We start from the raw sequence: 13,686 nt of genomic DNA, 5'->3' as shown, positions 1-13,686 counted from the left end.
TCGAGCGCGTGACGCGGATCGGCGATGATCCGCTCGCCGTTCTCGCGCGCGATCCGGACATGATCCTCGGCGTTGCGGTGGGGCTGGCCCTCCAGCTCATGCCGCTTCCCCATCGGCCCGATCTTGTGCTGCGGCTCCAGCTCGATCCCTTGGGCCTTGTAGCTGCGATGATCGATCCGGCCCTCCAGCCCCAGCTCCGCCATCCGCTCGTTGACGTGCGCGCTCCACGCCTCGCGCCACTCCTTCAACAGCTCCGTGCCGTTCCAGTCGCGGTTCTTCTTGCCGAACCGGTCCGGTCCCACATCACGCATCGACAACATGACGTGCGCGTGCGGCTTGGGACTGCCGTCCTTCGCCTTGTCCCAATGCACATTGAGGTCCGCGACCATCCCGCGCTTCACGAACTGCTCGGCGACGAAATCGCGGGCGAGCGCGACGCCCTGCTTCTCGTTCATCTCGCGCGGGATTGAGAACTCCACCTCGCGGGCTAGTTGCGCGTCCTTGCGTTTCTCGCCGGCCTCGACCTCGTTCCACAGCGTCGTGCGGTCGTTTAAACGCTCCGGTGCGCCCTGCGGCAACAGCACCTCGGAGTGGATGACGCCTGCCTTGTTGCTGAAATCGTGGTTACGGTTGAAGCGGTCATCGTGCAGCACCGAGGCGGAGCGATAGGCGGCGCTCGCGACCGCACTAGCTCCGGTCTGGCGGCTGATGACCTTGGCAGAGAAATGATAGATCGCCATCGCGTTCGTCATCATGCACTTCTAAGCGCACGTCGGCAACGACGTATAAGCGCGCACTCATCCTCCGCTTCGCTCCTCCTGACTGACTTGATGGCGTCTCCTGATCGGTTAAGCTTGCCCCTGCTGGTCCAGCAGTTAGGATGCCTGCCGCTAGGAGGCTGACCGATGCGGAAGGTGCGGGATTACGACGCGGAGCTGAAGGCACTCGGCGACAAGGCACGCCAGCTCAAGGCGAAGCGGATCGAACAGCTCGGTGCCCTCGTCACTGCAACCGGTGCCGATGCTCTCGATGCCGAGACGCTGGCCGGCGCTTTGCTCGATGCGGTCGCATCCAGGGATTCCGGTGCGAAGGAGGCGTGGCGGGCGAAGGGTGCCGCCTTCTTTCAAAGCCGCGGGCGCAAAGGTCGCGGTATCGCTGCGATCGATGGATCGGGGGTTGCGACTGAACCGGGCAGCGACGCTACGCGCGGAAGCGACCCGGCGACGAACCGATAGCCGGAGCTGGGTGGTGCAACGTCGCGAGCGCACCCGCCATCTGATCGAGCTGGGCGGCCTGGTTCAGAAAGCCGGGCTGGTCGATCTCGCCGACGACGATCGCGCGACGATCTACGGCGCACTGCTGGAACTCGTCGGGCGTACGCGGGAAGGCGATGCCGGCGAGACGCTCGCACTGTGGAAGCGACGCGGGCGGCGAACGTTCGACGCGGAAGCGGAAACGCCGGCATGAGCATGGCAGGCTACCGTGTCGCCAAGCGCACAGAACCCGACCTCTCCGGGTCATGGGGCCTGTGGTCAGACGAGCAGAAGCGCTGGATCGATGTCATCTACGCGACCGAGCGGGAAGCTGCCGATATGCTGGCGCATCTGCTCGTCGCCGAACGGCGTCGGGTTCCACCCGGATTGGGGAGGCACTGATGGACGGCAAGGCTTACGGTGCCTGGATGAAGGCCGGCATGGATATGTGGATGCTGGGCGCGGAAGCCGGCACGGTAATGGCGCTCCGCATGGCACGCATCGCCAGCGGTGGATCGACCGGAGCCGCGGAAGTCGAACTGATGGTGACCGAAAAGGTCCGCGCCGCGATCGAGTTACAGACACGGCTTATGACCGGCGCTCTGGGCGTTACCCCGCTCGGGGCCACGCAAGGCACGCTGAAACACTACCGGCGCAAGGTCGCGGCCAACAACAGGCGGCTCAGCCGCCCATAGGAGAACGGATATGCTGACGATCGCGATCCTGGCAGCCGCGGCCACGCCTCATGTCGTCGCCACTTTCCGTGACGCCGACGCGACCCGCCTGGGTATCGTCGCCGAACTGATCCAGAGACCGGCTGACAGCGATGGTCCGGATTACGCCCAGACGCTTCTCGAAGCGGAAGGTCTGACCTCCTGGAATCCGTCCGAACCCACCGCCACATCACGGCCGGGAGCGCCGCTCGCCTATCGTGCACGGACCGCCGGCGACGGTCGGGAAGTTCTGGTCTATTACAGTGCCGCCCCATCCGGTCCGGCGAGGGTCTGCCGGATGCGCGGCAAATCCATGGGCATGTCCGACGCCCGTTACCGGGCGCTACGCTGGTGCGCCGCCTCGCTCGGCGTAAAGCTACCGGAGAAGCCCCCTGCCCCCGTCGCCGGGAGGAACGGCGCATGATGACGATCGACCTCGACACGCTCCGGCGCGAGGTCCGGGCACTCGACTATGTGCGCGGCAGCCCGGCCGAGGACGCGATGTGGCGCGAGGACGACGAGGACGCCCGCGCCAACCTGGCCATCGAGGACATGGCGCTGTCGGCAGAGGATGACGCGCTGTTCGACATGCTACGCGACGAACGGGTGCCCCCGCCCCTCGCCACGGCGATCCTGCTCAGGCTGCTCGGCCATCCCGATGCCGATCCGGCGCTGGCGATCACGCCGGCCGGCGCGAGCTGCTGATGCCGCTGCGGATCGGTCCGCTATGGGCGCTGCTGATCGGCTTCGTCGTCCTGATGGCGAGCAATAGCTGGCTCAAGGGCATCTTCGGCGTCGGTGAAATTGCGACCGACGTGCCGTTCCTGCTGACCGGACTGGCGCTGTTCGGTATCTGGAAGTTCAACCGCCGCGGCGGTGGCCGGAACAGCAACTTGCTGGGCTCGGCCCGCTTCGGCGATCGGCGCGACCTGGCAAAGCTGGAAGGCTCGGGCGATCTGGTCATCGGCCGCTCGGGCCGGAACAACAGGTTGCTGCGCTACGACGGCCCGGCGCATCTGCTGACGATGGCACCCACCCGCTCGGGCAAGGGCGTCGGCACGATCATCCCCAACCTGCTGCTGCTCGACCGTTCGGTGATCTGCATCGACCCCAAGGGCGAGAATGCCCGCGTTACGGCCCGTACGCGGGCCAGGAAGGGCGATGTGTGGTGTCTGGACCCGTTCGGCGTCTCCGGACGTCCAGCGGCCCGCTACAACCCCCTGGCGTGGCTCGACGCCGCCAGCCCGGACCTCGCGGAGGACGCACAGACGATCGCCGACGCGCTGGTTCACGATGCGCCGGGGCAAGGTGGCGAGGCGCACTGGAACGAGGAAGCAAAGGCGCTGATCGCCGGGATCATCCTGCACACTGTCGTCCACGAACCCGTGTCCCAAGCCACGCTGGCGACGGTGCGCGACAAGCTCACCCGCGATCCCGCCGGCTTCGCGGCGTTGCTCGCGGACATGCAGGCCAGCACCGGCGCGCACGGCCTGATCGTGCGCGCCGCCAACCGCCAGCTCGGCAAATCCGATCGCGAGGCCGCGGGCGTGCTGTCGTCCGCCCAGCGCCACACCCACTTTCTCGACAGCCCGCGCATCGTGGACAGCACCTCGGCGTCCGATTTCCGGTTCGCGGACCTGAAGGAGCGGCCGGGCACCGTGTTCCTGTGCCTGCCGCCCGATCGGCTCGACACCTATGCGCGCTGGCTGCGGCTGCTGGTCAGCCAGGCCGTCACCGACATGGCCCGCTCCCCTGCCCTGCCGGACAAGCCGGTGCTGTTCCTGCTCGATGAGTTTGCCGCCCTCGGTCGTCTTGATCCCGTCGAGCGCGCGATGGGGCTGATGGCGGGCTACGGGATGCAGCTCTGGCCCATCCTCCAGGACATGCACCAGCTCAAGGCGACCTATGGCGAGCGCGCCGGCACGTTCATGTCGAACGCCGGCGTGATCCAGACCTTCGGGGTCAACGACCTCGCCACCGCCGACATGCTCTCGCGCACGATCGGCGACACCACCATCGAATATGAGACGTTCGGCACGTCCGGCCCGACGAGCATCTTCAGCGACGGCACCCGATCGGAAAGCGCCAGCGGCCACGTCGCCGCGCGCCGGTTGGCGACGCCGGACGAAATCATGCGGATGAACCCCGACGATCTCCTGCTGCTGCGGCAGGGTCAGCACCCGCTCGTTGTCGGCAAAATTCGCTACTACGCCGAACGCGAGTTCGCCGGCCTCTACGATCCGGCCTGACCGCACACACCCGACAAAATCGAGTGACAGACCTCGGGACAGGCCCCTGCCCCACCCTTTCAGCACGCTCGCCGCTGACAGTCACACACCGCCGGATCGGCTTGGCTTCTCCCGGAAGCTTGCGGCCGTAAGGCCGCTACTGTGACGGCGTTAGTCGGCACGCAACGAAGGTGTATTGCCCCAAAGGGGCAATACCGCATTTCCCTTCTCTGTCGTTCGGTCCACGCGCTCAGGGTTAAGTGATTCTGTTAAATAGGAATCGTTAAGAAGGTTAAGGGGTCTAAAAAGCGGATTCTTCGACGTGTTTTCAATGGCCTGTGAGAGTACCTGGTGGGTGAAACCCCGTGATTCGGTGTGTGAAACCCCGATAGTGTGGTGGGTGAAACCCCGAAGCGATGGTGGGTGAAACCCCGAGTCAGACTTGCGCGAAAACCGGGTATCCGGATTGGTTATCCACAGATCGGGCGGCTGTTTGCCATCCGAAGCGGCGCGCCGGCGTCTGCCAGTCGACTCTGGACGGGTGGGTGAAACCCCGACAGTTGCACGAGCGGTGGGTGAAACCCCGATAGTCAGCGTCGGCCGGCGAGCCGATCCATTCGGGCATCCACCTCCTCGGTGCGCCGGCGATCGGCATCGAAGCGTGCGCGCCGCTCCTCCTCAGCCCGCATCTTTTCTGCCAGCGCCAGCGTCTCGGCCTCGCCGCGACGCCTGAACTGGACGGCCGGACTCCTGTCGGTCGTCTCCGCCAGCTCCATCGCATAGTCGGGAAGCTGGTCGGCCTCGATCACGCGCCGGAGCATCCGGTTGAACTCCTTGGGCTGCGCGTCGCTGCCGGTCTTGTCGCGCAACACTTCGACCCGGCACAGCCATCCACCCTGCTGCGAGCCGACATGCTTGCGCGCTATGCGATACAACGCCCGCTCCAGCCCCCCGGACAGGAGGAAATAGTCGGGGTGCATGGTCAGCAGCGACTTCTCGTTGACGATCCCCTCGTAAACCCAGTCGGAGAGGGTCAGCGTCATGCCGCGCGGCTGTTCGGTGTCGGCGTCGGTGTCGAACGTCCAGCTATCCAGCCAGTTGAAGCCCGCTTTCTGCCGGCGCTTCGTCGCCCGGATCGAGGTCGTGATGGAGGTGGTCTGGAGCCGGAGCAGCGCGGCTTGCAGCTCCTGATAGTCACGCCCCCCCGTGCTGCGCTTGATCGCCCTCAACAGGTCGTAGGGCGTCGTCGTCAGCGTGCGCGGCAGGTCGTTCAAGCCCTGCTGCTTCATGCGGTTGAGGGTGGATGCCGCCCAGATCAGGATATCGGCGTCCCAGATCGTCGCCATGCCGTAGTCGGGGATCGCCTGCACGCGCACCCACGCCTCGCCGTCCGGGCTTACATACTCGATCGGCTTCAACCGCTTGCGCTTCTGGAGCGAGAAGAACGGCCGCTCCATGACCTCGCGCTGGTCGCGGAGCGGCAGGTCGCCCAGCGCCGGGATGAACAGGTCGAACTCGGGATTGGGATCGCGCCGCTTGCTCATGGTGCGAACCTAGTGTGCCCCCGCTTGACCAGATACTGGCGGAGCAGGCGTTCGGTGATGACGGTGAGCGGCTCCCCGCCCTCCTCGACGCTGAGTTGGCGCAATGCGCGGTGCATGTCCTCGGGGATATGGATCAGCACCGGCTTCTTGCCGGGATGGCTGCTGCGCTTGGCCGGCGCTGCCAACGTCGGCGTGCTGGCGTCGCGGCGCGATCGACGCGCGAGTGCCGGCTGCTGGGGTATGGGGGCAGGCTCGACGGCGGGTGCTGGCGTTGGTTCTTCGGGCTGGTCATCGAAGATGCCGGCCAGCGCGGAAGGCTTCCTCGCCATCATGCCACCTCGCTTACTTGCTTAGTCGTATAGCCGCTTAGTCGCTTAGCCTCTTCAAAGGCGCTACGCAATTCGGCCGCCGCCTTGCTGTCCGGCTCCGTCTCGGCTGCTGTCCGTCCAAGCGGCGTCGCCTTGTAATAGTCCTTGCGGAAATGGAGGCGGCTGTCGAACAGCGTCACGCCCTTTGCCGCGAAGCCGGCATGAGCCTCCTGCCCCTCCCCGCCCTGGTGCGGCACCTGGGTTAGAATAACCGCGAACGGCGTGCCCGCCTGCTGGACCTGCTTTACGGTCTGCAACACCGAATGAACGTCCAGCCCGCGCGGCGCGACGGGGATGATGACGAAGTCAGCCTGCTCGGCCGCGAGCATTGCGATGTCCTTCGAGTTCGCCGGCGTGTCGATGATGATGAGGTCAATCTTGCCGCTGCCCCGCCCGCGCGAGACGTGGAGGGGCAGGCCAGCGACGCTGCTATCCTTCACCATCACGTCGTCATCGTCGCGGCGCTCCGACCAGTAGAGTGCCGACCCCTGCCGATCGTCGGCGTCGAGGATCACGACCGACGCCCCCTCGCGCGCCGCCTCGACGGCGAAGCCGGTGGAAAGGGTTGTCTTGGATTGACCGCCTTTCTGCGCGATCACGGCCCATACCTGCATGACTGCTACTCCCACTAAGCGGCTAAGCGACTTATGCCGCTTAGCCGCTTAGTCGTAAAGGTGATTAGTCGCTTAGCCGCTATCGTCGGCCTTGCTATCGCCGGCGTCGAGTGGATCGTGACGCATCGGCCCATGATCGACGACCGGGCAAAGCGGCGCGCCGACCATCTCAAGCCACGCGCGCGGGCAGGGGAGCGTCCAACGCCTCGAACAGCGGGGCCATGCCGGTCGCCACCGATTCAGCCAACTCTCGCGATTGTCCTGATTCATGATCCTATCCCTTCAAATCGCTTTTGGGCGAAGGCCTCGGCCATCGGCCCTGCCTCGTGGCGAACAGCGGGGGGGGGGGGTGAGAGGGCAGCGGCAATCTGCCGGGGTGGTGCGGGCGCAGCGCAGCGAGCCACGGCCCGGCTGATTGCCGTTGCTGGGGGAGGGGGGCGGCGCTCCCCTTTCCCTCTCATCGGACGACTTCGCCGGCTTGGCCGGCGTCCTCGGGGCGGGTGCGCTCGCCTTGCGCGAGCGATCGTAACCCGTCAGGGGCAAGCCGCCGATCGGCGGCTCGATCGGAGCGCAGCAGAGATAGAGCGCGGTCCCGCATGGGACGCGCCAGCATCGCTTTATGCGATTAAGCCACTAAGCGATTAAGCCGAACGCTGTTTCCGTTTGGATCGAATATTGGGAAAGGATCGGCCTTCTCAAATCCCACCTGAAACATCCAAATTGATAATCCGGCAGCGTAATTTCGCGTTCGGATGACGCTGCCGGTATACGTTTAGCCTCGCAATACCTCCGTCACGACCTTCTGACGTTCGATCGGGGCGCTATGCGGATTGCCAGTTCCGAAGGGTGGTTTGGGATCATATTCCATCGCCAGCTCGACTGCTGCCGCAAGGTCGTCACCGCCGATATAGGCGCAGAGAGCAAGGCCAAGGTCGATTCCTGCCGTGACGCCGGCAGAAGTCCAATACTTGTCAGACCGTGTTACGCGGTCGCCCGTGTATTCAGCCCCGAACCGAGCGAGGTAGTCCTTTGCACGCCAGTTGGTCGTCGCCTTGCGGTCACGAAGCAAGCCGCAAGCGCCAAGAATCAGCGATCCCGTACATACAGAGGCCGTCAGCTTCGTACCTTGATCGAGCCGCACGACATTCGAGCGCACGACTTCGCTACCCATGCACTGTCGCAACCCCTCGGTGCTGCCACCCGGTATGAGCAATATGTCGGTTTCGCCGATGTCAGCGATGGCGGCGGCAGGCGCTAGAGAAAGGAAGCCATCGCCGGTCCGGCAGAAACTACCTGTTTCGCTTACAAAGGTAATGTCTGTGCCGGGTAGTCGCGCGAGTGGATCATACACGCCGATCGGATCAAGAGCCGTGACGCCATCGAACAACAATACTGCTATCTTCATGCCGCTTCCTTTCGTGGAGCGGCCCAGGCGAGCGGCCTTCTGTAAAAACCGCGCTCCCCGATGGTTGCCCATCTGCGTCGCCAGTCACGCGGCGAGGACAGCCTACCGCTAATATGGACTGATGCAAGGTCGGGAGCGAGAGCCAGCCTAGCGGCTTTTCCATTTGGGAATCGTCAGTGAGACGTCCGAGGCATTCCCATTGGGATCGAGTTCCGGGAAAGCCGTTCCCTGGCAACCCCTGCTATAAGGCAAGATGCAGAAACTGATTGAAGTCACTCTGCTCGTAGTCGGAGAACGCCACGCCGTTGGCGAAGCCGCGGCGACGATATAGCGCAAGCGCCGGTTCGAACGCCGGCCCGCTTCCGGTTTCCAAACTCAGGCGGCGGGCACCGCACGCTTTTGCCTTGGCGATGATCGTCTCGAGGATCGCACCGCCTACACCCTTCCGGATAAGATCCGGATCGGTCCGCATCGACTTCACCTCGCCGTTACCGTCCGATAGCATCTTCAGGGCACCGACGCCGGCGAGCCGATCATCCTGCCACGCGGTCCACACCGTGACCTCGGAAACCAATAGACCCGATAAATCGAGCGCGAACACGCCGCCGGGAGGTGAGCTGGCGTGCATCCCCGCAAGATGCAGCGCCAATAGGTTGCGCGTCTTCTCTCCGGTCAGATCGTCTTCACTAACCTCAAACATATCGCGTGCACCTTAAAACGGGCGACAGCAGTAGCGTGCCTGCTTGAGTGCAGGCAGTAGTCCTTATTGTGCTGCCGTAAGGCAGCGTTTGCCAGCGGGAGCGTCAGGCTTTTTCATTTGGGAACCTCTGGTAGGAGGGCCGGGGCTTTCCCATTGGGATGGTGAAACGGGAAAGCGGATTGCTTCTTGAAAATCATTAAGGCCGTGATCGAGAACCACGTCGACAGCGATGGCCGGTCATCATAGGCCATCGCAACGATCTGCGTGTTCGACGGCGGGCAAACGTCGCCAGGGCGCTCCACCCTCGAACAAGGCACCGATCCAACGGACAAACGCCTCGGTACGTGCTGGCATGAAGCTGCCGGAAGGGCGCAGAAGATGGATGCTGCCGTCGATTTCGAACCGCCATTCAGGCAGTATCTGCACCAGGCTCCCAGCCGCAAAGTCGCGCGCCATCGCCCACTCACCGAAGCCGACGACGCCAAGCCCCTGCCGCGCCGCTTCCACGAGCGCCGCAATGTCGTTGGAGCGGAAGCCCCCATACGGCACGACCGTCTCGCACACACCGTCACGCCTCATCCGCCATTCCGGCGTCATGACCGGACCCGTGTAACGCAACAACCTGTGGGCGGTCAGATCGACGGGGCGTTCGGGAACGCCGTGGCGTGCAAGGTAGGCCGGTGACGCGCCGAGCACGATGCGATGCTCGCCCAGCCGCCTGGACACGAGGCGGCTGTCGCCGAGCGCGCCGAGGCGCAATGCCACGTCAAAGCCCTCGCCGACCAGATCAACGTGGCGCTCGGCATAATCCACCTCGACGTCGAGACCGGGATAGCTGCGGGCGAAGTCCGGCATGGCGGATGCAAGCCACTGCCGGCCCATCGCGGCGGGAAAGGCGAGGCGTAACCGCCCGCGCAGCTGCGATCCTCCGGCCGATGCTTCCTGCTCCGCTTCTGATATGGCGTCCGTCGCGTGCCGGAGCCGTTCTGCGAGTTGCTCGCCGGCGTCGGTCAGTCGGACGCGGCGCGTGGTTCGTTCGAGCAGACGTACGCCCAGTCGCCGTTCCAATGCCGCGATGCGCTTGGAGACGATCGTCGGGTGACGGCTGAGCGCCGCGCCTGCCGCCACGAACGACCCTTCACGGGCAATTGCCAGCAGGGCCGCATGTTCGGCAGCGCGTCCGTCATCCATTCCCGCTCCCATGGTCCTGCTCATCCCTCCCCAATCATTGCTGCAATCCATGCAGCGGCTTTGTGCATCTGAACGGCTTTACCTTACTCTGCAATAAGCCAACATGCCGGTCCAGGGTAGGGCGACGATCTTCGCGCCCGAGCGTGGAGACGAGTGGAATGGTAAGCGTGATCGAGCGGCTGGCATGGCGCTACGCGGCGAAGAAGTACGATCCGGCGCGCAAGGTGCCGCAGGATAAGCTCGACAACATCCTCGAAGCGGTACGGTTGGCCCCCACGTCGAGCGGGCTTCAGCCCTTCGAACTATTCGTCGTCACCGACTCCGGGATCCGGCAGCGGATCAGAGCGGCTGCCTGGAACCAGGCGCAGATCACCGATTGCTCCCACCTGCTGGTGTTCGCCGCCTGGGACGACATCACGCCCGAGCGCATCCACATGATGTTCGATCTCACCAACGAGGTCCGGGGTTTCCGGAACGAGGGCTGGGAGAACTACCGGCGACAGCTCCTGAGCATCGTCGCGGATCGCGGCACCGCCGCCAACCATGAGGCGGCGGCGCGACAAGCCTATATCGGCCTGGGAGCGGCGCTGATCGCCGCCGCGTTCGAAGAAGTGGATTCGACGCCAATGGAGGGGTTCGAGCCGGCGGCGGTGGACGACATACTGGGCCTGCCCGCCAAGCACCTGCGCAGCGTCGTGCTGCTGCCGCTAGGATACCGGCAGCCCGACGGCGACTGGCTGGTCAACCTCAAGAAGGTACGACGCAGCCGCGCCGACTTCGTGACGGAGATCGGGTAGGCCGAAAGGCCGCTGCGCCATAACCCATCGGGGCTGCTTCAAAGACCGAAAGGGCATGGGAGTACGGCCAAGCGGTCAGTTCCTTGCTATGATTGATCCTACGATGAGGTCAAAGAGATGATCGGCTCGCAAGCGGAGTGGGGTCTGGGCGATAAGAGCCGTTGAGCCATTCCCGATTGGGAACGACGATCGGGATGATTGGTGAGGCAGGGCAGAACGCCACGATCTCCGCACATCCGTTTTCCCAAAATCTGTTCCCAATAGCTCTTCCTAAAACGAAGACGTTGCGATGGAGAAGCGGGAAGGGGCGTTGTCACAGGAGGAGGTGTATTGACGTGGCACCACACTGCTGACAGCCTGACACTATGCTGTGGCTCTCCCTCGCACTTCAGGCCGCGCCGGCTGCCGCTGGCGAACCATCACCATCCGCGTCCACCCAACTTGCTGGTCAAACATCGGTTGAGCGCACCCCGCGCGATTGGGCCGCTACCTTGCGCCAAGATGCGCAGGCACTTCACGACGACATCGCGGCGAACCACCCTGGCCCGGTCAACGCGGCCGATCCTGCCTTTGCCAAGCGCAACGACGCCCAACTGGCCCTCGCACTGCGGCGCGCGCGGACAGCGCGCAGCTATGGCGACTACTTCTTCGCGTTACGCGGCTACGCAGCTTCGTTTGATGATGGCCATCTTTCCTTGGGTGCACCAGGCGCAACGCCGCTCGACGGCCTGCGCTGGCCCGGCTTCCTGACCAACTATGACGGACGTGGCACTCAGCGTGTTGTCGTCCGCGTACCGGAAGCCCCCGTGCCGATAGGAGCCGAGTTGCTCGGTTGTGACGGCTACACGGCAGAGCAAACCGCGGCACGTGTCCTCGCACCACAATGGGGGAGATGGCAGCTGGAGGCACAACGTCGGCGCTTCGGTACCTATCTGTTCAGCAGCGAGGGCAATCCGTATGTCCCGCGCCCTCGGCGTTGTAGTTTCCTGGTCAACGGCAAGCGCCAATCCGTGGTGCTGGACTGGCAGCCTGTCGAGATAATGACGCTCATGGCCAAGGAGCAGGAAGCCGGCAAGCGAGCATCGTACAACTTCGGCACTCGCACTCTGCCCGATGGCACGCGTTGGTATGCCATTCCGTCGTTCAACGCCGATCCTGATTCAGTAGCCGGCAAGACGCTGCCCGGCATGATCGCCACCATGAAAGCCGATCGCGACGCCTTGGCGCGTGCGCCTGCGATCGTCCTTGATCTGCGCGGCAACGGTGGTGGCTCCTCCGAGTGGTCACGTCAGATTGCTGAGGTACTGTGGGGACGCCCAGCCCTGGACCGGTTGCCTGCGGGTCACGTCTACGTCGAATGGCGCGCATCGGCCACCAACTTGAGAAGCATGACGGAAAGCTACGAGGAGCAACGCGGTCGCAACCTGTCCCCGGATGCCGACCGCTGGTTCCGCACCGTCATCGCTGGCATGCGCGGGGCGATCAGCCGCGGTAATGCGCTGTGGAAAGATGGCGATGAGGATGACACCGCAGGCGAGCAGCCTCGTACTCTGGCCGCTAGCCCCCGCCCACTTGCCGGACCGGTGTTTCTAGTCACTGACGGGTCGTGCGGGTCCGCCTGCTTAGACGCCGTCGACCTGTGGCGGGCCCTCGGCGCGGTTCACGTCGGCCGTACAACCAGCGCCGACACGCTCTATATGGACGTGCGCCGCTACGAACTGCCGAGCCGGCTGGCGAATGGCAGCATGCCGATGAAGGTCTACCGCGGTCGACCACGTGGACTTAACGAACCAGTGGTGCCGGTTCATTTGTTTGCCGGGGACATCACCGACACGCCGCAGCTTCAGCAATGGATAGCAACGCAGACGCCTAAATAGAGCGCCTGCGACACGGTCACTATGACAACCGCCGACGCCGTTTACCCGTTCTATGTGTGCCAGAACGGTTGGCGCGTAAGTCCTAAGTTTCGCGACAGCGCTCCCGACGCTCGTGTTCTCTCGTGCACTGGCGTTGCAAAAGTCTGTTGCATAATGCCGTTGTTCTGATACAGTTTTGCGACATGCTGATCGGCTACGCCCGTGTGTCCACCGATGACCAGGACCTCCGGCTGCAACGCGCCGCGTTGAAGGAGGCCGGATGCAAGCGGACGTTCGAGGAGAAGGTGTCGGGCGCGAAGCGTGACCGGCCCGAGCTGGCCAAGATGATCGAGCAGCTGCGCGACGATGATACGGTGGTGGTGACGCGGCTTGACCGGCTGGCACGCTCCACCCGTGATCTGCTCGACATTGCCGAGAAGCTGAAGGAGGCCGGCGCCGGCCTGCGCTCCCTGGCTGAGCCTTGGGCGGACACGACATCGCCAGCAGGTCGCATGGTACTCACGGTGTTCGCCGGCATCGCCGAGTTCGAGCGCGAGCTGATCCACCAGCGTACCAGCAGCGGGCGGGTAGCGGCGAAGGCAAGGGGAGTCCGCTTCGGCCGCCCACCCAAGCTCACGCCCGATCAGGTCGCGCTCGGGAAACGGTTGGTAGGCGAGGGCACTTCCGTCCGCGAAGCGGCCAAGCTGCTCAAATGCCACCATGCTACGCTCTACCGGGCGCTGACCGCCGCGGCGCTGGCTTCATGATGCCGGGCGCTCCGCAATCTGGTGCTTCGGAAGGGGAGGCCTGATGCCGATCCGCCCCGAACACGTGTTCTTGTACCCGATTGACTGGCCGCAGCTTTCGCATCACGTCCGCTTCGTGCGGGCCAAGGGATGCTGCGAGAAGTGCGGTCGCCCGCACGGACGAAGAATCTTCCATCTGGGTGATGGACGCTGGTGGGATCCAAACCGGCTATGCTGGCGTAATGGGCGGGGCCGGCGTGTACGGCGACCC

Annotated in this window: 17 protein-coding genes, 1 pseudogene and 1 riboswitch; of the genes and pseudogenes, 10 read left to right on the top strand and 8 right to left on the bottom strand. The window is 64.5% G+C overall.

Translation table 11 applies throughout. The features are described from left to right. Window positions 1-740, bottom strand: a 740-nt coding sequence (mobQ, locus tag AC07UH_RS20440) for a MobQ family relaxase (RefSeq protein WP_495193965.1), incomplete at its 3' end; no start/stop codon positions are given. Between the two features lie 165 nt (window positions 741-905). Between mobQ and AC07UH_RS20435 the strand changes: the two genes are divergently transcribed. The 7 genes from AC07UH_RS20435 to AC07UH_RS20405 are packed head-to-tail and all read left to right on the top strand — an operon-like array spanning window position 906 to window position 4,215. Then, window positions 906-1,235, top strand: a complete 330-nt coding sequence (locus tag AC07UH_RS20435; RefSeq protein ID WP_495182018.1) for a conjugal transfer protein TraD — start codon at window positions 906-908, stop codon at window positions 1,233-1,235. A gap of 13 nt (window positions 1,236-1,248) precedes the next feature. Further along, window positions 1,249-1,467, top strand: coding sequence for a conjugal transfer protein TraD (locus AC07UH_RS20430; protein ID WP_495182017.1), 219 nt, complete (start codon window positions 1,249-1,251; stop codon window positions 1,465-1,467). After that, complete coding sequence (locus tag AC07UH_RS20425; RefSeq protein ID WP_495182016.1) at window positions 1,464-1,655, top strand: hypothetical protein; 192 nt, start codon at window positions 1,464-1,466, stop codon at window positions 1,653-1,655. Before AC07UH_RS20430 ends, AC07UH_RS20425 begins: the two co-directional genes overlap by 4 nt. Beyond that, window positions 1,655-1,948, top strand: coding sequence for a hypothetical protein (locus tag AC07UH_RS20420; RefSeq protein ID WP_495182015.1), 294 nt, complete (start codon window positions 1,655-1,657; stop codon window positions 1,946-1,948). Before AC07UH_RS20425 ends, AC07UH_RS20420 begins: the two co-directional genes overlap by 1 nt. A 10-nt stretch (window positions 1,949-1,958) precedes the next feature. After that, window positions 1,959-2,390: a hypothetical protein gene (locus tag AC07UH_RS20415; protein ID WP_495182014.1), complete on the top strand. Its 432-nt coding sequence runs from the start codon at window positions 1,959-1,961 to the stop codon at window positions 2,388-2,390. After that, complete coding sequence (locus AC07UH_RS20410; RefSeq protein ID WP_495182022.1) at window positions 2,390-2,671, top strand: hypothetical protein; 282 nt, start codon at window positions 2,390-2,392, stop codon at window positions 2,669-2,671. Before AC07UH_RS20415 ends, AC07UH_RS20410 begins: the two co-directional genes overlap by 1 nt. Beyond that, a complete protein-coding gene (locus AC07UH_RS20405) occupies window positions 2,671-4,215 on the top strand; it encodes a type IV secretory system conjugative DNA transfer family protein (RefSeq protein WP_495182013.1) in 1,545 nt (514 codons plus the stop codon). Before AC07UH_RS20410 ends, AC07UH_RS20405 begins: the two co-directional genes overlap by 1 nt. A 569-nt stretch (window positions 4,216-4,784) precedes the next feature. On the opposite strand, the gene AC07UH_RS20400 is transcribed toward AC07UH_RS20405, so the two are convergent. From AC07UH_RS20400 to AC07UH_RS20370, 7 genes and pseudogenes are all read right to left on the bottom strand, one after another. Then, window positions 4,785-5,738, bottom strand: coding sequence for a replication initiator protein A (locus tag AC07UH_RS20400; protein WP_495182012.1), 954 nt, complete (start codon window positions 5,736-5,738; stop codon window positions 4,785-4,787). Continuing rightward, window positions 5,735-6,070, bottom strand: coding sequence for a hypothetical protein (locus tag AC07UH_RS20395; protein ID WP_495189973.1), 336 nt, complete (start codon window positions 6,068-6,070; stop codon window positions 5,735-5,737). The genes AC07UH_RS20400 and AC07UH_RS20395 overlap by 4 nt, the downstream gene beginning before the upstream one ends. Further along, window positions 6,067-6,720: a nucleotide-binding protein gene (locus AC07UH_RS20390; RefSeq protein ID WP_495182010.1), complete on the bottom strand. Its 654-nt coding sequence runs from the start codon at window positions 6,718-6,720 to the stop codon at window positions 6,067-6,069. Before AC07UH_RS20390 ends, AC07UH_RS20395 begins: the two co-directional genes overlap by 4 nt. 175 nt (window positions 6,721-6,895) lie before the next feature. After that, a pseudogene (locus AC07UH_RS20385) lies at window positions 6,896-6,990 on the bottom strand (transcription elongation protein SprT); the annotation flags it as partial. Window positions 6,991-7,492: 502 nt separating this feature from the next. Further along, window positions 7,493-8,125 (bottom strand): DJ-1/PfpI family protein, encoded by a 633-nt coding sequence (locus tag AC07UH_RS20380; RefSeq protein ID WP_495182009.1) that lies wholly within the window; start codon window positions 8,123-8,125, stop codon window positions 7,493-7,495. Between the two features lie 14 nt (window positions 8,126-8,139). Continuing rightward, a riboswitch (ZMP/ZTP riboswitch) is annotated at window positions 8,140-8,223 on the bottom strand. 143 nt (window positions 8,224-8,366) lie between these two features. Beyond that, on the bottom strand, window positions 8,367-8,825 hold the full coding sequence (locus tag AC07UH_RS20375; protein ID WP_495182008.1) for a GNAT family N-acetyltransferase: 459 nt from the start codon (window positions 8,823-8,825) through the stop codon (window positions 8,367-8,369). 240 nt (window positions 8,826-9,065) lie between these two features. Continuing rightward, window positions 9,066-10,016 carry a LysR family transcriptional regulator gene (locus tag AC07UH_RS20370; protein WP_495182007.1) on the bottom strand — a complete coding sequence of 317 codons (951 nt, stop codon included), beginning with the start codon at window positions 10,014-10,016 and terminating at the stop codon, window positions 9,066-9,068. Window positions 10,017-10,183: 167 nt separating this feature from the next. On the opposite strand from AC07UH_RS20370, the gene AC07UH_RS20365 reads away from it, so the two are divergent. The 3 genes from AC07UH_RS20365 (at window position 10,184) to AC07UH_RS20355 (ending at window position 13,436) form a co-directional block, all read left to right on the top strand. Next, window positions 10,184-10,813 (top strand): nitroreductase family protein, encoded by a 630-nt coding sequence (locus AC07UH_RS20365; protein WP_495182006.1) that lies wholly within the window; start codon window positions 10,184-10,186, stop codon window positions 10,811-10,813. Window positions 10,814-11,178: 365 nt separating this feature from the next. Further along, window positions 11,179-12,690, top strand: a complete 1,512-nt coding sequence (locus tag AC07UH_RS20360; RefSeq protein WP_495182005.1) for a hypothetical protein — start codon at window positions 11,179-11,181, stop codon at window positions 12,688-12,690. 182 nt (window positions 12,691-12,872) lie between these two features. Continuing rightward, entirely contained in the window at window positions 12,873-13,436 is a 564-nt protein-coding gene (locus AC07UH_RS20355) for a recombinase family protein (protein ID WP_495182004.1), read from the top strand. Window positions 13,437-13,686 lie beyond the last annotated feature (250 nt).

Source organism: Sphingomonas sp. GW821-FHT04B01 (assembly GCF_059420425.1).
Note: the sequence above shows the minus strand (reverse complement) of the source record. Positions and strands in the feature narration are given on the sequence as shown.